This window comes from Acidobacteriota bacterium (genome assembly GCA_039028635.1).
In the GTDB taxonomy this organism is placed as follows: domain Bacteria; phylum Acidobacteriota; class Thermoanaerobaculia; order Multivoradales; family JBCCEF01; genus JBCCEF01.
The window spans coordinates 66,390-89,380 of sequence record JBCCHV010000014.1; the positions used below are offsets into that span (position 1 = coordinate 66,390).

18 protein-coding genes are annotated in these 22,991 nt (G+C 68.4%); 5 read left to right on the top strand and 13 right to left on the bottom strand.

Going from position 1 to position 22,991, the window contains the following annotated elements:
* Nucleotides 1-69: 69 nt before the first annotated feature.
* The 3 genes from AAF604_08250 to AAF604_08260 are packed head-to-tail and all read right to left on the bottom strand — an operon-like array spanning nucleotide 70 to nucleotide 4,720.
* A complete protein-coding gene (locus AAF604_08250; GenBank protein ID MEM7049635.1) occupies nucleotides 70-2,679 on the bottom strand; it encodes an AAA family ATPase in 2,610 nt (869 codons plus the stop codon).
* Nucleotides 2,676-3,791, bottom strand: a complete 1,116-nt coding sequence (locus AAF604_08255; protein MEM7049636.1) for a metallophosphoesterase — start codon at nucleotides 3,789-3,791, stop codon at nucleotides 2,676-2,678. The genes AAF604_08250 and AAF604_08255 overlap by 4 nt, the downstream gene beginning before the upstream one ends.
* A 59-nt stretch (nucleotides 3,792-3,850) precedes the next feature.
* Nucleotides 3,851-4,720 (bottom strand): YihY/virulence factor BrkB family protein, encoded by an 870-nt coding sequence (locus AAF604_08260; protein ID MEM7049637.1) that lies wholly within the window; start codon nucleotides 4,718-4,720, stop codon nucleotides 3,851-3,853.
* A gap of 237 nt (nucleotides 4,721-4,957) precedes the next feature.
* On the opposite strand from AAF604_08260, the gene ligA reads away from it, so the two are divergent.
* A complete protein-coding gene (gene ligA / locus AAF604_08265; GenBank protein ID MEM7049638.1) occupies nucleotides 4,958-7,009 on the top strand; it encodes an NAD-dependent DNA ligase LigA in 2,052 nt (683 codons plus the stop codon).
* On the opposite strand, the gene AAF604_08270 is transcribed toward ligA, so the two are convergent.
* Nucleotides 7,006-7,680 carry a hypothetical protein gene (locus AAF604_08270; GenBank protein ID MEM7049639.1) on the bottom strand — a complete coding sequence of 225 codons (675 nt, stop codon included), beginning with the start codon at nucleotides 7,678-7,680 and terminating at the stop codon, nucleotides 7,006-7,008. The genes ligA and AAF604_08270 overlap by 4 nt on opposite strands.
* Nucleotides 7,681-7,850: 170 nt before the next feature.
* Nucleotides 7,851-8,519 (bottom strand): DUF1287 domain-containing protein, encoded by a 669-nt coding sequence (locus AAF604_08275; protein MEM7049640.1) that lies wholly within the window; start codon nucleotides 8,517-8,519, stop codon nucleotides 7,851-7,853.
* 184 nt (nucleotides 8,520-8,703) lie between these two features.
* Here AAF604_08275 and polX point away from each other — a divergent pair, with 184 nt between their 5' ends.
* Nucleotides 8,704-10,437: a DNA polymerase/3'-5' exonuclease PolX gene (polX, locus tag AAF604_08280; protein MEM7049641.1), complete on the top strand. Its 1,734-nt coding sequence runs from the start codon at nucleotides 8,704-8,706 to the stop codon at nucleotides 10,435-10,437.
* A gap of 12 nt (nucleotides 10,438-10,449) precedes the next feature.
* Here polX and AAF604_08285 read toward each other — a convergent pair whose 3' ends face one another.
* The 8 genes from AAF604_08285 to AAF604_08320 all read right to left on the bottom strand — a co-directional run bounded on the left by AAF604_08285 (nucleotide 10,450) and on the right by AAF604_08320 (nucleotide 18,158).
* Nucleotides 10,450-10,977, bottom strand: a complete 528-nt coding sequence (locus AAF604_08285) for a YfiT family bacillithiol transferase (GenBank protein MEM7049642.1) — start codon at nucleotides 10,975-10,977, stop codon at nucleotides 10,450-10,452.
* A complete protein-coding gene (larB, locus tag AAF604_08290; protein MEM7049643.1) occupies nucleotides 10,974-11,741 on the bottom strand; it encodes a nickel pincer cofactor biosynthesis protein LarB in 768 nt (255 codons plus the stop codon). Before larB ends, AAF604_08285 begins: the two co-directional genes overlap by 4 nt.
* An 8-nt stretch (nucleotides 11,742-11,749) precedes the next feature.
* Nucleotides 11,750-12,568, bottom strand: a complete 819-nt coding sequence (gene larE / locus AAF604_08295; protein ID MEM7049644.1) for an ATP-dependent sacrificial sulfur transferase LarE — start codon at nucleotides 12,566-12,568, stop codon at nucleotides 11,750-11,752.
* On the bottom strand, nucleotides 12,565-12,954 hold the full coding sequence (locus AAF604_08300; protein MEM7049645.1) for a hypothetical protein: 390 nt from the start codon (nucleotides 12,952-12,954) through the stop codon (nucleotides 12,565-12,567). Before AAF604_08300 ends, larE begins: the two co-directional genes overlap by 4 nt.
* The gene (gcvP, locus tag AAF604_08305; protein MEM7049646.1) at nucleotides 12,951-15,863 is read right to left on the bottom strand and encodes an aminomethyl-transferring glycine dehydrogenase; all 2,913 of its coding nucleotides are present in this window, start codon (nucleotides 15,861-15,863) and stop codon (nucleotides 12,951-12,953) included. Before gcvP ends, AAF604_08300 begins: the two co-directional genes overlap by 4 nt.
* Nucleotides 15,864-15,922: 59 nt before the next feature.
* Nucleotides 15,923-16,309, bottom strand: coding sequence for a glycine cleavage system protein GcvH (gcvH, locus tag AAF604_08310; protein MEM7049647.1), 387 nt, complete (start codon nucleotides 16,307-16,309; stop codon nucleotides 15,923-15,925).
* An 86-nt stretch (nucleotides 16,310-16,395) separates the two neighbouring features.
* Nucleotides 16,396-17,505: a glycine cleavage system aminomethyltransferase GcvT gene (gene gcvT / locus AAF604_08315; protein MEM7049648.1), complete on the bottom strand. Its 1,110-nt coding sequence runs from the start codon at nucleotides 17,503-17,505 to the stop codon at nucleotides 16,396-16,398.
* A 149-nt stretch (nucleotides 17,506-17,654) separates the two neighbouring features.
* Complete coding sequence (locus AAF604_08320; protein MEM7049649.1) at nucleotides 17,655-18,158, bottom strand: Spy/CpxP family protein refolding chaperone; 504 nt, start codon at nucleotides 18,156-18,158, stop codon at nucleotides 17,655-17,657.
* Between the two features lie 421 nt (nucleotides 18,159-18,579).
* Between AAF604_08320 and AAF604_08325 the strand changes: the two genes are divergently transcribed.
* From AAF604_08325 to AAF604_08335, 3 genes are all read left to right on the top strand, one after another.
* Nucleotides 18,580-19,263, top strand: coding sequence for a response regulator transcription factor (locus AAF604_08325; GenBank protein MEM7049650.1), 684 nt, complete (start codon nucleotides 18,580-18,582; stop codon nucleotides 19,261-19,263).
* Between the two features lie 152 nt (nucleotides 19,264-19,415).
* Nucleotides 19,416-21,251: an ATP-binding protein gene (locus tag AAF604_08330; protein MEM7049651.1), complete on the top strand. Its 1,836-nt coding sequence runs from the start codon at nucleotides 19,416-19,418 to the stop codon at nucleotides 21,249-21,251.
* Nucleotides 21,252-21,634: 383 nt separating this feature from the next.
* Complete coding sequence (locus AAF604_08335) at nucleotides 21,635-22,822, top strand: porin (GenBank protein MEM7049652.1); 1,188 nt, start codon at nucleotides 21,635-21,637, stop codon at nucleotides 22,820-22,822.
* Nucleotides 22,823-22,991 lie beyond the last annotated feature (169 nt).

The window sequence follows — 22,991 nt, forward strand, 5'->3', positions numbered from 1 at the left end:
GGACATCTGTCCGTCAGCACGCCATGAAGGCATGAAGGGAGAGATCACGGAAGGAAGGGAGAGATCGCCTCAGGAGGTCGCGGAATCCGGACCACGGGCTCCTTCGAGGTGCACGAAGCGGGCCCCTCGAACGCTGCGGTAGCGCTCTGGAAAACAGGTCAGCAGGATCACCTGACAGCGCTCTCCGGCGAGCTCGAGTACCCGGCCCATGGCGCGCAGCCGCTGGGGGTCGGAGAATCCCAGAGCGTCATCGATGATCACCGGGACGCCCGCCGTCGGCGCCGCCACCAAGGCGGCCGCCAAGCGCGCGATCAGCCCGAGCTGCTCACGGGTGCCGGCACTGAGCTGGTCGACGGCCAGGATCTGACCGGCGAGCACCCGGCGCTCGATCTGCAGCTCGTCGTCGAGCTCGACGGCGAAGTCCGCCCCGAAGAGCTCGCGGCCGAGCTCCTCGATGCGCTGCCGCAGCGGCTCGCTGTAGGTCTCACGGGCCCGGTCGCGAGCCGCCACGAAGCCATCGTAGAGGCGCGTCACGGCCGCCGCCCGGGCCTCGACGGCGGCCAGGGCTGCCTGCGTGGCGCGTTCGAGGGAAGCCGCATCGGCTTGCCGCTCGAACAGATCCTGCTGACGCCGCGCCGCCAGTCGCCCCTGCAGCTCACGCAGCTCACCGACGACCTCGTCGAGATCGCGACGGCGCCGCGCCAGCTCTCGCTCGGCCGTTTCGAGACGCCGCGCGACCTCTTCCGGGCGCGCCGCCGCCAGATCCGAGGTCGAGGACTGCCAGCGCTCCTCGGCGCGCTCCTCGCGACGCCGCGCCGCAGCCACGGCGCGCTCGATATCGGATCGATCGATGGCCTGGTGGAACAATCCCAACTGGCCCTCCTCCTCCTCGGCAGGCCCCGACAGCGCCTCGACCAGGGAACCGATGCGCTCCCGCGCCCGCGAGCGGCGATTCTCGGCGGCGCGCCCCTCGATCTCGAGATCGCGGTCCAGGCGCTGGGCGCGGTCGAGCTCGCCTTGCGCCGCCGCCAGCGTCCGGCGGGACTCGGCGAGGGCGGCGCGAGTCGCTGCCTCGACCGCCGCCAGCCGATCGATGTCGACGTCCCCGCCGACCTCCGCCGGCAGCGCCTGGAGCGCCGCCTGCAGCTCCGCCGGCGACTCGCCCGGCACCCGCGCCGAGCGCAAGGACTCGATCTGGGTGCCCAGCTCCTGCCGGCGCCGCCGCTGGCGTCGCGCCTCGTCGAGGCTGTCGCAGCCGAGCTGCCGCAAGCGCTCCGCGAGGTCGCGCCGCAAAGCGTCGAGGCGCTCGCCCAAGGCGCGCGGATCGCGCCCGGGACGAATCTCCAGCTCACCGTCCGTGAGCCGCAACCGCACCGTCCGGTCGACCCGCCCCTCGTAGCTCTCGCCGGCCGCCACCGTGTGCTCACTCTCGCCCTCGGCCAAGGTGATGGTGCGCTCGGCGCGCAGCGTCAGGCGAGCGCTCGCCGCGTCGAGGGCCGCTTCGGTGCGATCGGCCTGGCGCTCGAGCTCCTCGAGGGCCGCGAGGTCGAAGTCCTCTCCGATCGCCGCGAGCTGCGCCGCGAGCTGCTCCAACTGCTCTTCCCGCCCGGCGGCCACCGACCAACGCTCTTCGAGCTCGCGACGCCGGCGCCCCGTCGCCACCACCTGGCGAGCCGCTGCCAACGCCTCGACCGCCGCTTGCGCCTCGCTCTCGGCCGCTGCCTGGGCCCGGCGCGCCGGCTCGACATCGATCTCGGCCCGGCCGAGGGCCCGCCGCGCGTCGTCTCGCCGCCGCTGCAGGTCGCGCTCACCGATCTCGGCCTCGGCGAGCTCACGCAGGAGCTGGCCCTTGGCGCGCTCGTCGTCGAGCAAGGCCTTGCGCGACGCCACCTCCTCGGCGAGTCGGGCCACTTCCGCATGGCGCGCCGCCGCCTCGCGTTGCCGCTCACCGGCGACTTCGACCTCGTCCCGCAGCGCCTGTCGCCGGCGCTCGAGAAGCTCGCTGCGCTCGACATCCTCTTCCAGGCGGGCACATTCGGCATCGACCGTCGCGCGCTCCCGCAGGGCCTCCTCGGCCGCCAGGCGAGCTTGCCGAAGCTCGCCGCTGGGGCGGCGCGCCTTGGGCGAGAAGTAGTGCTCGAGCTCTTTCCCGATGAGGCTGAACAGGGCCTCGTCGCGCGCCCCCTCGGCGTGGCTCGCTCCCTCGCCTTCGAGGGCCGACAGGAGCGAGCGCGAGCGGCCCACCTCCGGTGCCAGCAGAGACTGCCCTTGGTCGACCCGCAGCGCCCGCCACAGGTCGAGGTCGACGGTTTCCGCCAGCAGCTCGCGCAGCCGGTCGTGGGCGGCGCGGCCGGCGAGGCTCTCGGCACGCGGTGCGGTCACCTGGAGGCGAGTCTCGTGCTGCCGGTGATAGCGCTTGGCGAAGACGAAGCGATAGGGCCCCGCCTCGGCTTCGAGCTCGACTTCAGAACCGACATCTCGGCCCACCGGCTGGACCGCCCGCACCAGACGATCAGTGCTCGAAGCACGCTTTTCGAGCAGCAGATCGAGGCCTTCGGCGAGGCTCGTCTTGCCGCTTTCATTGGGGCCTTCGACGATCGTCACGCCGCGCGGCAGGAAGGAAACTTCCCGTTCCTCGACGCCGCGAAAGTGACGCAGCTTGAGCCGCAGCAGCCTCACCCCTCGCCCTCCGCCAGCCGGAACAGCAGGCGCAGCGCATCGCCCGCCACCGGGTCCTCCGGGGCGGCCGCGATCAGTTCCCGGAAGGCCTCGAGGGCAAAGCCGGAGAGCTCGAGCTGATCCTCGTCGATGTCGTCCGGAACCACCGTCAGACGACTGCGCTCGGCATGCTCCGCGAGATGGGCGAAGCGACCCCGAGCGCGCTCGAGCTCGAAGTCGAGGCGGGCGCGGTGGCGTAGAGTCAGCTCGCCCGTCAGCACCAATCGCACCACCGTGCGGGTCTTGTCCTCGACCTCTTCGAGGCGCTGGCAGAGGCGATCGACGTCGGCCCCGCCGGCGAGGCGCTGCTCGAGCTCGCGAAAGCTCCACTGGCCGACGACGTGACTCTGCACCCGGCAGCTCTCGGCCTCGAGATCGACCACCAGGGCCTCGCCCGGGCGTTCTTCCCGAAAATCCGTCACCTCCGGCGTTCCGCTGTAGCGGACCCGCTCGCCGACGGCCAGGGCCGAGTGGCGGTCACCGAGGGCGAGATACTGAAAGACGCCGCGCGCCAGGGCGTCGTCGATCGCCTGCTGACGAATCATCGCCGGATCGCGATCCTGCGTCTGCAGCGTGTCGAGGCGCCCGTGGGCCACCACCAGACGGGGACCGTCGCGAACCGCTCCGAGCTCCGCCGCCAGCTCCGCCACCAGGTCCCGACCCGGTCGCTTGCTGAGCCAGGGGGCCCCGACCAGCTCGCCGCCGCTGGCCACCGGCACCGGGGTGCGGTCGAGCAGCAGCCGGACGTTGGCCGGCCGCCGCCCGTCGGCGAGCTCCGCCGAGCGATAGACCGAGGCGGCATCGAGAGCGTCGTGATTGCCGGGCAACAAGAACCACGTCACCTCGTGGGCGGCCATTGCGTCGAGGGCGCGCTCGACGACGTCGGCGGCGACGCGATTCGACTCGAAGACATCTCCTGCCACCACCGCGAACTCGCAGCCCTCGTCGCGCGCCAGAGCGCCCAGGCGACGCACCACGTCGAAGCGCTCGGCGGCGAAGCGGGGCTGTGCCTCCTCGTCGAGGAAGAGGCGCCGCATGCCGAGCTGCCAGTCGCTGGTATGGAGGAAACGCATGGTAAGCCGTGGGCCGGGCCGATCATATCTCCCCGCCGCGGAGGCGGGCTCGGCGGGCTCTACTGCGGGTCTGTGAGCTCGGAGTTGAGCTCGCCGGCGATCAGAATCGCGGCACCGGTGACGAAGAACCAGAAGAGCAAGGCGATGACCACCGCCAAGGAGCCGTAGGCGCGGGTCGAGAGGGGCGCCAGCTCGAGGTAGGCGCGCAGACCCAGCGATGCCAGCACCCACAGGCCGACCCCGAGAACTGCTCCCGGCGTGAACCAGCCGCGCTGACGCCGGGTGATGTTGGGGGTCAGATTGAGGATCAGGTCGAAGGCCAGCAGCAGGCCGCCGAAGACCACCAGCCACTGAGCGGTCTGCCACATCGGAACGAAGACTTCGGCGACATCGCCGAGCTCGGCCAGCTTGAGGGCGACCTCGCCGCCGAAGAAGATCGTCGCCAGCGCCGCCAGGCTGAGGAAAGCGAAGGAAATCACCAGCAGCATGCCCTGGGCCTTGCGCAAGACCCAGCGACGCCCCTCACGAGTGCCGTGGGCGGCGTTGAGCACCCGGCCGATGGCGGCGACTCCGAAGGACGAAGCCCACAGCGCCACCAGGGTGCCGAGGTAGATCTTGCGGGTCGAGGCCTCGCGGGCGATCTCGTCGAGGGTCTGGCGCAGGAGGTTGGTGACGCCGGCACTGGGCGAGATCCTTCCCAGCATGTCGAACAGGCGCCCTCGCAGATGCCAGGCGTCGTCGGCCACCAGTCCGAAGATGTTGGTCAGCACCAGCAGCAACGGAAACACCGTCAGCAGGAAGAAGAAAGCGAGGGCCGCCGACGACAGCATCAGGTCGTCGCGTTCGAGGCGACGCCAGAGGGGTGCCAGCAAGCGATGCCGGCGCCGCAGCAAGCGTCGCCACATGTCCGGTGCTCCATAGGCCTTCATCGCTCGCCATTCTACGGCCCTCCGGGGGCCCTGGGGTGGCGACCGCAAGGCCCGGTTCCCGCAGCGCCGGACCGCCGACTGAGAAGGCCCTCGCCAGCGTCGGATCCGAGCCCTGGCTTCCCGCCGGAGCGAGGATCGGTGACCCCTTCGAATCCGCCGCGGCGACCCTATGCTAGAGTCCCGGAAAGCCCTCGACGAGGCGTTCATTTTCCTCTCAACTGCATGAATTCAAAAGACATGGACCGACAGGAAGCGAACCGCGAGGTGGCCCGCCTACGGCAGGAAATCCGCCACCATGACCACCTCTACTACGTGCGCGACGAACCGCGCATCTCGGACGCCGCCTACGACCGTCTCTACCATCGCCTGAAGGATCTCGAAGAGACCTTCCCGGAGCTGGTCACGCCCGACTCCCCCACCCAGCGGGTCGGCGGCGCTCCCCTCGACGGCTTTCCGGCGGTGGACCATGCGGCGCCCATGTTGAGCCTCGATTCGGACCAGGACGAGGCCGCCCTGCAGCGCTTCGACGAGCGCCTGCGCAAGGGCCTCGAAGGTGCTGCCGTCGCCTACACCATCGAGCCCAAGCTCGATGGTGCGTCCCTCGAGGTGGTCTATCGCGACGGCCTGTTGAGCGGTGCCGCCACCCGCGGCGACGGCCGACGCGGCGAGGGCATCACCGAAAACGCCCGCACCATCCGATCGCTGCCGCTGCGCCTGCAGAGCGACCGCCGCCCGATTCCGCCGTTCCTCTCCCTGCGCGGCGAGGTCATCATGCGGATCGAAGAGTTCGACAAGCTCAACGAACGCTTGGTGGCGGCCGGCCGCGACCCCTTCGCCAATCCCCGCAATGTCGCCGCCGGTGCCCTGCGGCAGCTCGATCCGCGGGACACCGCCGCCAAGCCCCTCGACATCTACGTCTACGACATCCTGGCGGTCGATTGGGGCGATCACGCGGAGCAGGCGCCGACGCGGCAGTGGGAGGTGTTCGAGAGGCTGCGCGACTGGGGCCTGCCGGTGTCCTCCCTGTCGAGCCGCGGCGAGACCGTCGAAGACATCCTCGCCTACCACGCGGATCTCGATACCCGGCGCGACGATCTCGGGTTCGAGATCGACGGCATCGTCATCAAGCTCGATGACCTGGCGGCGCGCGAAACCCTCGGCACGACCTCGCGGCATCCGCGCTGGGCCTTCGCCTTCAAGTTTCCACCGCGCCGAGAAATCACCCGGCTGATGCAGATCCTCCCAAGCGTCGGTCGCACCGGCGTGGTCACCCCGGTGGCGATGCTGCGACCCGTCGAGCTGAGCGGTGTCACCGTCAGTCGCGCCACCCTCCACAACCGCGAAGAGCTGGCGCGCAAAGACGTGCGCGAAGGCGACCGGGTGCGGATTCAGCGTGCCGGCGACGTCATTCCGCAGGTTCTCGAAGTGATTCCCGAGCCGGATCGCGAGCGTGCCGCTCCCTGGGCGATGCCGGAACGCTGCCCGTCCTGCGACACCCCCCTGATCGACAAGGGCCCCTTCGTCCTCTGCCCCAACAGCTTCGAGTGCCCGGCCCAGCTCGAAGGGCGCTTGATTCACTTCGCTTCCCGCGATGCCCTCGACATCGAAGGCCTCGGTGAAAAGAGCGTGCGGCTGTTCGTGGCCGAAAAGCTGGTCACCAACCTGCCGGACATCTTCGACCTCGAAGCACGCCCGCTGATGTCCCTCGAAGGCTTCGGTAAGAAGTCCGCCACCGACCTGGTGGCGGCGATCGCGACCGCTTCCAACGCCGAGCTGCACCGCTTCCTCTACGGCCTCGGCATTCCCGAGGTCGGCGTGACCACGGCACGCGACCTGGCCCGTCACTTCGGAACCTTCGAGGCCCTACGCCAGGCCGACGATGCCGCCCTCCAGGAGGTGGCCGGCGTCGGCCCGCGAGTGTCCGAGGAGATCGTCGCCTTCTTCGCCGAAGAGCGCTACCGGGCGGTGCTCGACGCCCTCCTCGACGGCCGCGTCACCCTGGTCGAGCCCGGGCCTCCGGAGCCGCAGGATGAGGCCGGAGAACCTCCTCTCGCGGGCAAGAAAATGGTCTTCACCGGAGGCCTCGGAGAGCTCTCCCGACGCCAGGCCAAGGAGCTTGCCGAAGGCCTGGGAGCGAAGGTCACCGGATCCGTCAGCAAGGCCACCGACTACGTGGTCGCGGGCGAAGACCCGGGATCGAAGTACGACAAGGCGGTCGCCCTCGACATCGAGATCCTCGACGCCGACGGTTTCCTCGCCCTCCTCGCCGAGCACGGCGTCACGCCCTAGCCCTGGGGCTCGCGGTAGACCTCGATCTCCCCGTTGTCGAGGTAGGCGAGACGGGCGCCCCGGCGCCACAGCTCGAAGTGGGGCTCGAAAGGCTCCTCGGCATCGCTGTTGTCGCGGTGCCAGGGCCAGGTCAGATGCTGGGTGAGATAAGGGTCGCACGCGATGGAATAGAAGGCCTCGCCCATCAAGCTGGCGTTCGACTCGCTCGGGTCGCTCCCAAAGGCCCAGTCGGTCAGCAGATCGTAGAGCGCGGCGGCCCGTTCGGTTTCGAAGGTGGCATCCTCGGGCGCCTTGCGCACGACCCGAACTTTCGCCGCGCTACTCGCCCAGCCGATGATCTCCTCGTCCTCCATCTCCTCCCCGATGACGGCCCAGGCGGTGAGCTGGCGGCGAGCCAGAGCCACCAGATCGTCGTCGCTCGCCGGCAAGGGAGCTCGCACGATGAAGTAGGCATCTCCCGGAGCGAATCCCTCGGCCGTCGCCGCGAACACACCCATTACCCGGGCCAACACCTCGGACCCTCGGTCGAGGGACTCGAAGGCCTTCGGGATGTCACCGCCATGGGGGCGGAAGCGCTGAAAATATCCATACAGCGAGTCCTCATTCCACGACACATTGTCGGGTAGGCCAGCCACTTCCTTCCACAGATCCAGCAATTCTTGCTCGGTCATTGCAATCCTCCCTCCACGACGTCGCCTCTCCCCGGAGCCAGCCTTTCTGGCCTCTCGGCGGAAACGTCATCCGGAGTCCAACAGAAGTGACCCGGCGAAGCAGCTTCGCAGGGTCCGAAGCAAGGTTTCGCAAGGAACCTTCGAGGGCAGTCGCTCGCAACTGCGACGATCTATTTTTCGGTCGTCGAAGCGGCGGCGCGCTCGCCGGAGAAGCGAAAATGGCGGTGGATCGGAAAGGCGAAGAGGGCGTCTTCGAGACGGGTGCCGGCGCCGATGTTGTGCACCACCAGAGGGCGTTGGCCATCGCTGCTGCGATGTCGGGTGACAATCGCGATGTGCGGCAGATTGCCCGGTAGGCGCTGCGTCACGAGATCTCCGGGACGATAGTCCTCGGCCTGCTGCGTGACCGGCAGGGCGGCGCCCCGGCGCTCGAAGAACGTCTCCAGGTTCGGCACCCGGCGGTGGTCGATGTTGCGATCCGGTCGGCGCAGGCCCCAGGTTTTGGGATAGGCCGCAAAGCTCGCCGCCATGTCTTCGTGGATCCGCTCCTGGAGGTCGATCCCGAGGCCATCGCGATAGGCGCGAATCACCACATCGGTACAGACTCCCCGATCGCTCGCGACATCGCCGCCGGGATACTCGAGGGCCACGTAGGACGGATCGTAGAGGCGGGTTCTTCCCACCCGCGCCTCGGCCGCCGTGATCAGCCGTTGCGCCCACTCCTCGACGACCTCCTCCGCCGGCGGCAGCGCTGGCGGTGGCCCCGGTGAGGCGGTGTCGAACCAGGCCCAGGCCAGGACGGCGGCGAGAACGAGCAGGCGCAAGGTGGTCTTCATCATCGATCGCAGCGTCGGGCTCCGGACGATTGGACTGCGGTGCACGGCGAGAAGTTCCCGCCGCGGCAGCCAGAGGGGCTGATCCGAAGCTCTTCGGGAGCCGGCGAGCCGGCGCCTCGCGAGCCGTTTCGGGTTCGTCACGGACTGGTCCCGAGGGACGGCCCTTCTGCGGATAAGATCGCCCCGCATGGACAACGCCGCCATCATCCGCATCCTGCGAGAAACCGCCGGCCTGCTCGAGATCAAGCAGGCCAATCGCTTTCGCATTCGGGCCTACCGCAACGCCATCCACACCCTCGAGGGGCAGACCGTGCCGCTGGCCCGACGGGTGGCGGCCGGCGAGGATCTGACCCAGCTCGACGGCATCGGCAAGGAGCTCGCAAAGCACATCGTCGAGCTGGTGGAGACGGGCGAGCTGGAGCGGCATCGCGAGCTCCTCGCCACCTACCCACGGGGACTGCTGAGGGTCAAGGAAGTCCCGGGCGTCGGCCCCCGCAAGGCCGAGCGGTTGTGGCGCGAGCTCGGCGTCGCCGGCCTCGGCGATCTGGAGTCGGCGGCCAAGGCCGGCAAGATCGCCCCCCTCAGCGGCTTCGGCCTCACCAGCCAGGACAAGATCCTGCGCGCCCTGATTCGCAGTCGCCAGCACCGCGGGCGCTTTCGTCTCGCCGACGCCGATCTGATCGTCGAACCGCTGCTCGCCCATCTGCGCCGCTTCCCGGGGGTCGGTCGCCTCGAAGCCGCCGGCAGCCTGCGGCGGCGCCGCGAGACCGTCGGCGACCTCGACCTCCTCGCCACCTGCGAAGGCGATGGCGGAGCCTTGATTCGGCACTTCACCAGCTTTCCGCAGGTCGAGGCGGTGACCATGGCCGGCGAGACGCGTGCCAGCGTGCTCCTCGCCTCCGGCCTGCAGGTTGATTTGCGGGTGGTTCCCGAGGCCAGCTACGGCGCCGCCCTGGTCTACTTCACGGGCTCCAAAGAGCACAACGTCCACCTGCGCCGCCGGGCCGTCGAGCGCGGCCTCAAGATCTCCGAGTACGGCGTCTTTCGGGAAGGTGACGAAAGCGCCCTCGGCGGGGCTCGGGAAGACGAGATCTACCGCGCCGTCGGCCTCGACTGGATCCCTCCGGAGCTGCGCGAGGACCGCGGCGAGCTGCGCGCCGCCGGCGCCGGCGGCCTACCGACGCCGCTGCGCCGCGAGCAGCTCCGCGGCGACCTGCACATGCACTCCACCTGGTCCGATGGCAAGGTCACCCTCGAGGAGATGGTGATCGCCTGCAAGGCCCGCGGCCACCAGTACATGGCGATCGCCGACCACAGTCCGGCCCTCGCCATGGTCGGCGGGCTCAATGCCGAGCGCCTGCGGCAGCAATGGCGGGAGATCGAGGAGATCGCCGAGCGCCACCCGGAGATCCGCATTCTGCGCGCCCTCGAGGTCGACATCCTGGCCGATGGGAGCCTCGACATGGACGACGAGAGTCTCGCCCAGCTCGACCTGGTGGTGGCCTCCGTTCACAGCCACTTCGACCTCCCCCGGGATCAGCAGACGAAGCGCCTGGTGACCGCCCTCGAGCACCCGGCGGTCAGCATTCTGGGACACCCTCTAGGACGTTCGATTCCCAAACGGGGGCCGATCGATATCGACGTCGACGCCCTCCTCGAAACCGCCCGCGATCAGCGCGTCGCGGTCGAGATCAACTGCCGCCCGCGCCGTCTCGACCTGCCGGACATTCATCTGATGCGGGCTCGCGAGCTCGGCGTGCCGATCGTGATCAACACCGACGCCCACCGCCCGGAGCACCTCGACCTGCTCTCCTACGGCATCGAGCAAGCGCGCCGCGCCTGGATCGAGCCGGAGATGGTGCTCAACACCCTGCCGGTCGACGAGCTGTTGGCCCGCCTCGCCAGCCAACGCACCGCCTGAGGGACGCGACCCTTACCAGCCGCGGCGCTGGCGGAAGCCGGTGATGTGCAATCGATGGTGCTCCCCGTGCCAGGTGTAGAGGGCGAGGGCCCAGGTCAAGTCCTTGACCTCGTCCTCTTCGGGATGAATCAGCTCGCGCTGCCAGTCCGCCTCTTCCATCGCCCGCATCACCCGGCTCCAGCGCCGGTGCACGGCATCGAGCAGGTCGAGAGAAACCCCGATGTCGGTCGCCGAGTCGGGAAGCGCCGCCCAGGCTTCCTGATCGTAGGGCCGGATGGTGGGCCGGGTCTCGGTCAAGGCGAGCTTGAAGCGGATATAACCGTTGAGGTGGCTGTCGGCCAGGTGATGCACCACCTGCCGCAGGGTCCATCCGGCGGGCCGATAGGGGGTGTCGAGCTGATCGTCCTCGAGGCCCGATGCGGCGGCGCGCAGGGCCCTCGGGTGGTGCTCGAAGCGTTTGATCGATTTCTCCCGCCGGGCGGCGTCCCAATTCTTGGGCGGGCGCAGGGGACCGATGGGATAGCGTTCTACGGAACTCATGAGTTTTCCTCCCGAGGAGTCGCCGCGACGAGCATGCGAGACGTCACCACGGCGGCCCCGAAACCATTGTCGATATTGACGACCGAAACTCCCCCGGCACAGGCGTTGAGCATGGTCAGCAATGCCGCCACGCCACCGAAGGAGGCGCCGTAGCCGACGCTCGTCGGCACCGCCACCACCGGCGTCGCCACCAGACCGGCGACCACCGACGGCAGGGCCCCGTCCATCCCCGCCACCACGATCACGGCGCGCGCCCGGCGCACCGTCGCGAGCTCGCCGAGGAGACGATGGAGGCCGGCGACGCCGACGTCGAAAAGCCGCTCGACGCGCACCCCGAACCAGCTCGCGCAGAGCGCCGCCTCCTCCGCCACCGGCAAATCCGAGGTCCCCGCCGCCAGCACCGCCACCGGGCCGAGGTGGGCCTCCGGCTGCTCACCGGCGGTGAGTAGCCGAGCCCGCCGGTGGTAACGCGCCTGGGGAATCTCGCCGACGAGGACTTCGGCCTTGGCGGCGTCGAGGCGAGTCACCAGCAGGCGACCGTGGGCCTGCCAGAGGCGCCGGCCGATGGCCACCAGGTCATCCGCCGTCTTGCCCTCGGCGAAAACCGTCTCCGGCTGGCCACCCCGCAACTCGCGATGCAGGTCGAGGCGCGCCATGCCGAGATCGGCATAGGGCAGCTCGGCGAGGCGCTCGGCAGCCTCCGCAGGGGCCACTTCGCCGGCCGCCACGGCGGCGAGGAGAGCATCGAGCCGACGGCGGTCCACGGCGTCCCTCAGCCCCGCGAGGCGGCGCCTTCGACCAGCGGTTGCGGGCGGTCGGCACCGCCACTGGCGTAGCCGCGGGGATCGATTTCGACGGACTCGAAGCCGAGGGCCAGCAGCCGCGGCTCGAGGAGCGGCCAGGCGCGGCGCAGGCGCGCCACCTCGTCCTCCCCCACCTCGACCCGCGCTCGTCCTCGGTCGTGACGCACGCGGACGATCCGGAAGCCGGCATCGGCGAGGATGTCCTCCGCCGCCTCGACCAGCCGCAGCTTGCCGAGGGTGACGAGCTGACCGTGCGGAATGCGCGACGACAGGCAGGCGTTCGATGGCCGGTCCCACACCGACAGGCCGAGCTCGTGGGCGAGCCCTCGCACCCCCTCCTTGGTGACGCCGTGGGCCAACAGCGGGCTGTAGACGCCGCGCTCCTCGACCGCCTTCAAGCCCGGTCGGTCGGGTCCCGGATCGGAAGCGTTGGTGCCGTCGCAGACCACCTCAAAGCCCTCCTCCGCCGCCACCCGCAGCATGGTGTCCATGCGCAGGCCCTGGCAGACGTAGCAGCGGTACTTGGGGTTGGCGACGAACTGGGGCTCGTCGAGCTCGCTGTAGGTGACGATGCGATGGGCGATGCCGATCTCCGCCGCCACCTGGCGAGCGTTGTCGAGCTCGCGACCGGCGAGGGTCTCGGCCGCCGCGGTCACCGCCAGGGCACGATCCCCCAGGGCACGCTGTGCCAGCGCCGCCACCACCGCCGAGTCGACCCCGCCGGAAAAGGCCACCAGCACCGAGCCGCGGCCCGCGAGATCCGCCAGCAGAGGCGCCAGAGGGCTCATCGCCGGTCCTCCGGCGCCGTCGCCACCCGCCGCAGGGTGACCGGCACGAGGAAGAAGATGCAGTAGATCGCCACCGCCAGCAGCGGCACCAGGGGAGCGGCCGCCTGGGCCTCCGGCGGCGCCAGCGAGCGCAACAGGATCAGCACTCCCGGCGGACAGGACATGTAGGCGGCCAGAAACCAGCGACGCAGCTCGGGATGCTGGCCGCGCACCCGGCGAACGAAGACGTTGCCGGCCAGCCAACCGCTGACGGCGGCCACCGAGTACAGGGAGTAGAAGGACAGATTCAAGGTCGCCATCGCCGGCAGCAGCCCGAAGAGCTGCAGCAGGGCCACCATCCAGACCGCCAGCAGCAGCAGAAACAGGCTCTGCTCGATTCGGGTCACGCCGGGTCAGGGCCTTCGTAGGCCTCCATCGGTGGGCACGAGCACATCAGGTTCTTGTCACCCCAGGCGTTGTCGATACGGGCCACCGCCGGCCAGAACTTGTGGTCCCGCACCCAGGGCGCCGGGAACACCGCCTGCTCGCGGCTGTAGGGATGACTCCAATCGCTCGTCACCACGGCGTTGGCCGTATGGGGGGCGTTCTTCAGCGGATTGTCCTGGCGATCCGCCCGCCCTTCCTCGATCTCCCGAATCTCGCCGCGAATGGCGATCAGGGCATCGCACAGGCGATCGAGCTCTTGCCGCGACTCGCTCTCGGTGGGCTCGATCATCAGGGTGCCAGCGACCGGGAAGGACATCGTCGGAGCATGGAACCCGAAGTCCATCAAGCGCTTGGCGACGTCTTCCGCCTCCACCCCGGAGTCCGCCTTGAAGGGCCGCAGATCGAGAATGAACTCGTGGGCGACCCGGCCATTGCGGCCGCGATAGAGCACCGGATAGTGCTCCTCGAGACGCGCCTTCATGTAGTTGGCGTTGAGGATCGCGACCTGCGTCGCGCGGGTCAACCCGGCACCGTTCATCAGCGCGATGTAGGCCCACGAGATGGTCAGAATGCTGGCACTCCCCCAGGGCGCCGCCGAGATCGGTCCGATCGCCTGCTCGCCGCCCGTCGGAATCACCGGATGACCGGGCAGGAAGGGCGCCAGGTGGGCCATCACTCCGATCGGACCCATCCCCGGGCCGCCACCGCCGTGGGGGATGCAGAAGGTCTTGTGCAGGTTGAGGTGGCAGACATCGGCGCCATAGTCCCCGGGCCGGCAAAGACCGACCTGGGCGTTGAGGTTGGCGCCATCGAGGTAGACCTGACCGCCGTGCCGATGCACCTGGTCGCAGAGCTCGCGAATGCCTTCCTCGAACACGCCGTGGGTCGAGGGGTAGGTCACCATCGCCGCCGCCAAGCGGTCGCGATGCTCCTCGGCCTTGGCGGCGAGATCGGCGAGATCGATGTTGCCTTCGTCATCGCAGGCCACCGGCACCACTCGCATGCCCGCCATCACCGCCGAAGCCGGATTGGTGCCGTGAGCCGAGACCGGAATCAGGCAGATGTCGCGATGCCCATCGCCGCGGGCCTCGTGGTAGGCGCGGATCACCTTGAGGCCGGCATACTCGCCCTGAGCGCCGGCATTCGGCTGCAGCGAGATGGCGGCGAAGCCGGTGATCTCCTCGAGCCAGCGCTCGAGACTGCGGAAGAGCTCGGTGTAGCCCTCCGCCTGGGCCGGCGGCGCGAAGGGATGAATGCCACCCCAACCGGGATGGGACAGGGGCATCATCTCGGCGGTGGCGTTGAGCTTCATGGTGCAGGAGCCGAGGGGAATCATCGAGCGCGTCAACGAGAGATCGCGCGACTCCAGCCGCCGCAGGTAGCGCAGCATCTCGTGCTCCGTCTGGTAGCGGTGGAAGACCGGGTGCTCGAGAAACGCCGACTGCCGCAGCAGAGCGGCCGGCAGACCGGTGGGCGCTTCCGCGGCCAGAGCCCGCGGGTCGGCCACCGCTTCCGGGTGCTCGCTCTCGCCAGCGAAGACCGCCAGCAGGTCGACCAGATCCTCTTCTCCGCAGGTCTCGTCGAGGGCGATCGCCACCCGGTCGTCGTCGAGCCGGCGCAGGTTCATGCGCCGGCGCTCCGCCGCCGCCACCAGCGACGCCGCCTTGCCCGGCGCGCGCACCGCCAGCGTGTCGAAGAACTCCCGCGGCACCTCGTAGCCCAGTCGCCGGAGCCCCTCGGCGAGGGTCGCCGTCAGAGTATGGACCCGGCGCGCGATGGTCTTGAGTCCCTCGGGGCCGTGGTAGACCGCGTACATGCCGGCCATCACCGCCAGCAGCACCTGTGCGGTGCAGATGTTGCTGGTCGCCTTCTCGCGACGAATGTGCTGCTCACGGGTCTGCAGCGCCATGCGGTAGGCGGTCTTCCCGGCGACGTCGTGGGAGACCCCGATGATGCGCCCCGGGATGCGCCGCTTGAGCTTCTCACCGACGGACAGATAGGCGGCATGAGGCCCGCCGTAACCCAGCGGTACACCGAACCGCTGGGCCGATCCGACGGCGATGTCCGCGCCCAACTCGCCGGGCGCTTGCAGCAGGGTCAGGGCGAGGAGATCGGCGGCGACCACCGCCCGCGCTCCGGCACCATGGATGCGCTCGATGATCGGTGCCAGATGGCGAATCCGGCCGTCCGTGGCGGGGTACTGGAGCAGCGCTCCGAAGATCTCGCCGGCGGCGAAGTCGAAGCTCTCCGGATCCCCCACGACCACCTCGATGCCGAGGTGCTCGGCGCGGGTCTCGATCACCGCCAGGGTCTGCGGATGGCAGTCGTCGGCGACGAAGAAGCTGCTGCCGGTGCGCACGACGTTGCGACAGACCTGCATCGCCTCGGCCGCCGCCGTGCCCTCATCGAGCAGCGAGGCGTTGGCGATCGGCAATCCGGTGAGATCGGCGATGGTGGTCTGAAAGTTGATCAACGCCTCCAGCCGGCCCTGCGAGATCTCCGACTGATAGGGCGTGTACTGGGTGTACCAGCCGGGATTCTCGAGGATGTTGCGCTGGATCACCGGCGGCACGATGCAGTCGTGGTACCCCTGGCCGAGGTAGGAGCGGAAGCGCTGATTGCGCTCCGCCATGGCGGCCATGCGATCGAGCAGCTCACGCTCGCCGAGCAGGCGATCGGCGGGAACTCCGGGCAGCGGCTCGAGCTCGAGGGAGCGAGCGAAGCGAATGGCGCTCGGCAACGTCTGATCGACCAGCTCGTCGAGGCTCGACACGCCGAGGGCCTCGAGCATGGCAGCGATCTCGGCCTCCGTCGGGCCGATGTGACGGCGGACGAAGGTGTCGGCAGGATCGAGGCGGGAACCCGCCACTCCGGCGGGCCGATCGAGCAGCGCGCTGGCAGCGGCGTTGGACGGCTGGTCGGTCAAGGTCAGCTCTCCCCGGAATCGAGAAAGGCCTTGTAGGCCTCGGCGTTCATCAGCTGATCGATCCCGTCCTTCGAATCGAGCCGCAAGCGCACCAGCCAACCGGCCTTGTGGGGGTCGTCGTTGAGAATCTCGGCGTCGTCGACCACCTCATCGTTGACGGCGACGATCTCGCCGGCCACCGGCGAGTAGAGCTCGGCCACCGCCTTGACCGACTCGATGCTGCCGATCTCGGCTCCGGCCGCGACCTTCGAGCCGACTTCGGGAAGCTCCACGAACACCACCTCGCCCAGCTCTTCCTGGGCGAATGCCGTGATCCCCACCACACACTCGTCCCCTTCGACGCGCACCCACTCGTGCTCCTGGGTGTACAGATAGTCGCTCGGATACATCGCCCTCTCCCTCTGCATTCCGCGGTTCAGGCAGGACTCGAGGTCCGCCGGGATGTTTGCTGATGACTCCTCGGCCGACGACCAGGCTAGCCCTTGGGCCGGCGATAGAACGGCGTTTCCACCTGGCGCGCCGGAATGCTCCGGCCGCGCACTTCGAGGCTGATCTCGCCACCGATGGCGGCGGCGTCGGCTTCGACATAGGCCAGGCCGAGCGCCTTCTCGAAGGTCGGACTCCAGGTACCGCTGGTCACCGTGCCGACGGCACGGCCGTCGACCAGCACGCCGTGCCCCTCGCGCGCGATGCCCTTGCCGGTGACCTCGAAACCGATCAGCTTGCGCGGCACTCCGGCCGCCTTCTGATCGACCAGCGCCTGGCGGCCGAGAAACTCTCCCTTGTCGATCTTGACCACCCAGCCGAGGCCCGCCTCGAAGGGGGTGGTGGTGTCATCGAGCTCGTGACCGTAGAGCGCCATCGCGGCCTCCAGGCGCAGGGTGTCGCGGGCGCCGAGGCCGGCCGGCAGCAAGCCGGAAGACTCGCCCTGTGCCATCAAGCGGTTCCAGACGGCGATCGCGTCTTGCGGCGCGACGTAGAGCTCGTAACCGTCTTCACCGGTGTAGCCGGTGCGAGAGATCAGGGCCTGAACGCCGTCCACCTCGCCTTCGCCGAAGCCGTAGTAGCGCAGGCCGGCGACGTCGAAGGAGGCCAGCGGTGCCAAGATCTCCACCGCCTTCGGCCCCTGCAGGGCGAGGAGAGCGTAATCGTCCGAGTGATCGGCGACCTCGACCCCTTCGTGCTGCGCCGCTCGAGCAGCGATGTGGGCGAAGTCGGACTGCCGATTGGCGGCGTTGACCACCAGCAGGTACTCGCCCTCACCACGCCGGTAGACCAGCAAATCGTCGAGGTAGGTGCCGCGCTCCGTCAGCAGTCCGCTGTAGTGGGCTCGGCCATCCTGCAGGCGAGCGACATCGTTGGGAGTCAACGCCTGCAAGAAGCTCTCGGCACCGCGGCCCCAGACTCGGATCTCGCCCATGTGCGAAACGTCGAACAGGCCGGCGGCGGTTCGCACCGCGCGATGCTCTTCCATCAAGCCGCTGAACTGCACCGGCATCTCCCAGCCGGCGAAGGGCACCAACTTGCCGCCTGCCGCACGGTGGGCTTCGTACAGGGGGGTCCGTCTCAGGGTTCCATCGGACATCGGCCGCGCCCTCCAGGGAATGCTTTCCAGGCACTGGAAAGCCCGCCCAAACTATCACAGGGCGGAGCGCCGGAGGGGGACGAAAAAGGCCGCCCCGAACGGCGGTTCGAAGCGGCGGGGAGATGGCAGAGGAACTTGCCGGGAGGGCGTCAGAAGGCCGCTTCCGGGGCCGCCCCGAAGGCTCCCCGGGCGCCCCGACGGGGCCGCTCACCGCGACGATCGAGCAGGTCCTGGAGGCGATCGCGCTGCTCGTCCGTGAGCTCTTCGAGGGCCGCATCCCGGGCCCCCTGACGGAGGTCCTGGAGATCCTGCCGCAGGTCGTGCATCGCCAGCACCGTCTCACCGACGGTGGTGGCGTCCGGGCTATCGCCCTCGAGCAGGGTTCGTAGGTCGGTACGGGCCGTGCGCAGCTCGTCGCGCGTCGGCGCCCCGGCATCGCGAGTGTCTTCGGCAATCTGACGAATCGCCGTCACCTGATCCTCGGTGAGCTCGAGGAAGCGCGCCAGGCGCGCCAGCGGGATGGGGCCGAAGAGGCTGCCGCCGCGCTGACCGCGGGCGAAGGCTTCTTCGCCACCGCCGAAGGGTGAGGCGCCGACGACGGCCGGCACCAGGAGGGTCAAGATCAAGGTCGAGAACAAGAGCTTTCGAGTCATCGCTGAGAAGTCTCCGTGAGTGATTTTCCAGAAGTCCGCGGGGATTGCCGTTCGGCAGCGTCCTCGCGTTGACCTTGCAACCCACGACCCTCTGAAATCTTGCGGAGGAGGTGAAAATCGCTCCCCGGCGCCCCCTCACGGAAGCGCCTCTAAACACTGGCGTCACAGAGATTTAACAGCCCCGCCACAGAGAATTCTCCGATCCGCTTGTGGAAAATCCTGCGGTCTTTTCGCCGGACTTCCGCCTCGCTCATTGAAATAAGTTCAAGTAACTGCAGGGAATGGACTTAACGATCCTGCACAGCTTTCTGTTCAAGCTGTAAAAGGGCCCTTCAGGGGGCCCTTTCCACGCCTTTTCCACTGGCTTTTCCACAGACTTCTCCACATCCCCTGTGGGAATCCCCGTGCTACATTCGGCGCGGTGGCGAAAGAACGAATTCTCATCGTCGAAGACGACTCCGATATCGCCGAGGTTCTGCGTTACAACCTCGAGAAAGAGGACTATCGGGTCGAGATCGTGCCCCGCGGCGACGACGCCCTGGAGGCTGCCCGCTCGCGCGCCCCGGATCTGATGGTGGTCGACCTGATGCTCCCCGGCATGGACGGTCTCGACCTCACCCGAATCCTCAAGCGCAACCCCGAGACCGAGCGCATCCCGATCGTCATGCTGACCGCCAAGGCGGAAGAGATCGATCGCATCGTGGGCCTCGAGCTGGGCGCCGACGACTACATCCCAAAGCCATTCAGCCCGCGCGAAGTGGTGCTGCGTATCAAGGCCGTCCTGCGCCGCTTCGTTCCGGAACCAGAGGCGACGGAGACTCTCAACCTCGGCGCCATCGCGCTCGATATTCCGGGACATCGCCTGACGGTGCGAGGCGACGAGGTGACCCTCACCGCCACCGAGTTCCGCCTTCTCAAGCTGCTGATGGAGCGCCGCGGCCGGGTACAGTCGCGCAGCCGACTGCTGAGCGACGTCTGGGGCTACGCCGACGGCATCGACAGCCGCACCGTCGACACCCATATTCGGCGACTGCGCCGCAAGCTCGCCGACGAAGCGGATCGCATCGAGACCATCATCGGCGTTGGCTACCGACTGCGCCCCTGAGGCTTCCCCACCGGCACCGCGCCGTTCCCAGTCCTCCTTAGAATCCAGTCCTCCTTAGAATAGGGTCGGGGAGAAAGAGGACCCACTTCGGCTCGCAGTCCCTTCCCCTCGAAGGACCGACAGACGGCCTCGTCAGGCCCCGGGAATCCACCATGGCTCGCCCGCGCTTTTCGCTCAAGCTACGTCTCGCCCCCCTTTGGCCGGTGCTGTCCGCCGGCCTGGTCGCTGCGCTGTTGATCGCTGTGCTGCTGCCCCGCCTGCTCGCCGAGTACACCGCCGAGCGCTTGTTGACCGCCGCTCGCACCCTCCAGAAGGAGGTCGCCTCCCGACTGAACGAGACCGGCCAGCGGCCGCTCCACCGCTGGGTCCACGAAATCAGCGCCGAGAGCGAGCTGCGCATCACCGTGGTCCGGCCGGACGGCCAAGTGATCGCCGACAGTGCTCGCAGCGGCTCGCAGCTCGAAGCCATGGACAACCACGCCCAACGGCCGGAGATTCAGCAGGCCGCAGAAGAAGGTTGGGGTTGGTCCCTGCGCGACAGCTCGACAACTCTGCGTCGCTACGTCTACGTCGCCCTCGCCGTGCCCGCCAAAGGCGACCAGCAAGCCTTCATCCTGCGTGTGGCCGAACCCCTGGCCGAGCTCAGCGGAGCACGCAACCGCCTCTTCGGCATTCTCGCCTTTGCGGCCTTCGCGGCCCTCGGCGTCACCGCCGGCCACTCCTGGTGGGTCGATCGCCGCCTGTTTCGCCCCCTCGCCGAGCTCATCGCCGGCGCCCGCGAGCTCGCCGATGGGCGGTACGATCATCGCCTGGCGGCGCCCCGCGCTCAGGAGCTGGCGCAGCTATCCCGCTCCCTCAACCGCCTCGCCCAGAGCGTCGAAGAGCAGATCGACGCCGTCGCCGATGAGCGGGATCACCTGCAAGCCATCCTGTCGAGCACTTCCGAAGGGGTGATGGTGATCGACGGTCGCGGCAAGACCGCCTTGGTCAACCCGGCGTTTCGGGACATCTTCGGCATCGAGCAGGAAGCCACCGGACGCTATCCCCTCGAGGTGGTGCGCAATCCCGAGATCGAGGGCACCCTCAACGAAGCCCTGGAAAGGGGCAAGGCCGGTATTCGGCAGATCGAAATTCCGCCGCCGCGACCGCGCACCGTCACCCTCGCCGCCGACGCCCTCGACACCGAGTCCGGCGGCGCCGTGCTGACCGCTCGCGACACCACCGAGTACACCCGCCTCACCATCATGCGGCGCGAGTTCGTCGCCAACGTCTCCCATGAGCTCAAGACGCCGCTGGCGGCGATCCGCGGCTACGCCGAGACGCTGCGCGACGGCGCCCTCGAAGAGGCCGCCACCGCCGAGCGCTTCGTGGTCCGAATTCTCGAGCAGTGCCACCGCTTGCAGGCCTTGCTCGACGATCTACTGGTGCTCTCCCGCCTCGAGAGTGTCGAAGCGCCTTTCGAAAAGCGAACCTTCGAAGTCGGCCACTTGGTCGACCGAGCCACCGAGGTCCTGCGCGGCGCCGCCGACGCCCGCCGCGTCACCCTCCACATCGAGCCCTGCGATGCCGGGGCCGCCCGCGCCCTCCTCCGCGGCGACGAGGTCAGCCTGGAGCGCATGCTGGTCAATCTGCTCGACAACGCCATCAAGTACAACCACCAGGGCGGCAGCGTTCACCTCTCCTATGGCATCGACGACGGCGCGATCGTGTTCACCGTCCAGGATACCGGCCTCGGCATTCCGGAAGAGTCGCAGCCGCGCATCTTCGAGCGCTTCTACCGCGTCGACAAAGGTCGTTCCCGCGATGCCGGCGGCACCGGCCTCGGCCTCGCCATCGTCAAGCACGTGGTTCAGGGGCACGACGGCCAGATCGAGGTTGACAGCAGCGTCGGCGAGGGAACGCGCTTCCGGGTCACCATTCCCCGCAACCTGGACACCGAGGATCCGAAAGCCGACTCGGGAGCTGCTCTCGACGGCGACACCGCCTGAGATCCCGCCCTCTCGGCAGGTCTTCACCGCGTCGTCACCTCGGTGCCGCATGCCTGCGGAGGCCCCCCCATAGGGTCCGTCCCGGCGAGCACGGATCGGCGCGGGGAGATGTCCGCCGACATCCCCAAAAAAACCCTCTCCGGCGCGCTTCGTAATGTTGACCGTAGCATTCCCCGTGATAGAAAAACGTCGCTCGGAATGCACCGGTTAAATGCATTCGGTTCAATACTTTGGAGCTCATTCGGCGGACCGATGGAAGACCCTCTCGCCCATTGGATCGAGCGATGAGAACTTCCGATCGAAAACTTTCGACGAGCCCTCGAGGGAGGGTCTCAGCAGTTTCCCGGAGCCCCGGTCTCGGGGGTCCCAAAGGAGGAGAAGCGATGAAGGCGATGTTCATGCGTTCCGCGCGTTTGGCAGGAGCCGCCTTGTGCACCCTGCTGATGGTCGCTCCGGCTCAGGCCGATGACTGGGTCTCGAAGTGGAGCAACGGCCACAAGATCGAGAACAGTGAGAAGGGGCACAAGCTGAAGTTCGGTGGCCGGATCATGGCCGACTACAGCTTTGCAGATGCCGACGAGGTGTCGTCGAGCGTCGAGGATGGCTTCGAGTTCCGCCGCGCCCGGCTATTCTTCTCGGGCACCATCTACGAGCGCGTCGAGTTCAAGGCCCAGTACGACTTCGCCGGCGGCGACGCGAACATCAGAGACCTCTATATCGGAATCAAGAACGAGTGGGGAAGCATCCGCTTCGGACATCAGTTCGAGCCCTTCAGCCTCCAGGCGCTCACCAGCTCGAAGTACATCGCGTTCCTCGAGCGCGCGCTGCCGGTCGAGGCCTTCTCGCCGGGCCGAAACTCCGGCGTTCGCCTCCATGGCAGCCAAGGGGACACGCTGAACTGGGGAGTCGGCGCCTTCTACGATGCCGACTCATTCGGTGACAGCACCGACGAGGATCGCGTCAACGTCACCGGCCGAATCGGCTTCCGTCCCTTCTACCAGGACAAAGGCGCCCGGATGCTGCACCTGGGCGTCGCGGCGACGGTCAAAGACACCGAATCGACGCTGCGTTTTCGCTCCCGGCCGGAGGCTCACCTCTCGGATCGTTTCGTCAACACCGGCAACTTCGCCGCCGACGGCGCCACCCTTCTCGGTGGCGAGCTGGCCGGCGTCTTCGGTCCTTTCTGGTTCTCCGGCGAGTACATGCAGGCCGACGCCGACGCCCCGGCGGTCGGAGATCCGACCTTCGACGGCTACTACGTCCAGGCGGGCTATTACCTGACCGGCGAGCACCGCCGCTTCAAGCCTTCCGGCGGCGCCTTCGACCGGCAGAAGCCGAAGAACATCTTCGGCAAGGACAGCGGCGTGGGGGCCTGGGAGATCGCGGCTCGCATCTCCTCCCTCGACCTCAACGATGGCGCCGTCACGGGCGGTGAGATCGACAACTACAGCCTGGCCCTCAACTGGTACCTCAACCCGGCGACTCGCATGATGATCAACTACGTCCATGCCGACGTCGACACCGTCGGCGAGGCGGATTTCATCCTCCTGCGCTGGTCGTTGGACTTCTAGTCGGACGGTTCACGCCGGGCCCCGGCTCGGCACCTGGTTTCGGTGGGCCGCCGACCGGCATTCTCGGCGACTCATTCAGTAGCAGCAGGAATCGAAGGCCGGCGGTGGGGGCGTCCCCGGACGACCTGGCCGCCGGCCTTTTTCGTCGATAGAGTCGGCCCTCGACTGG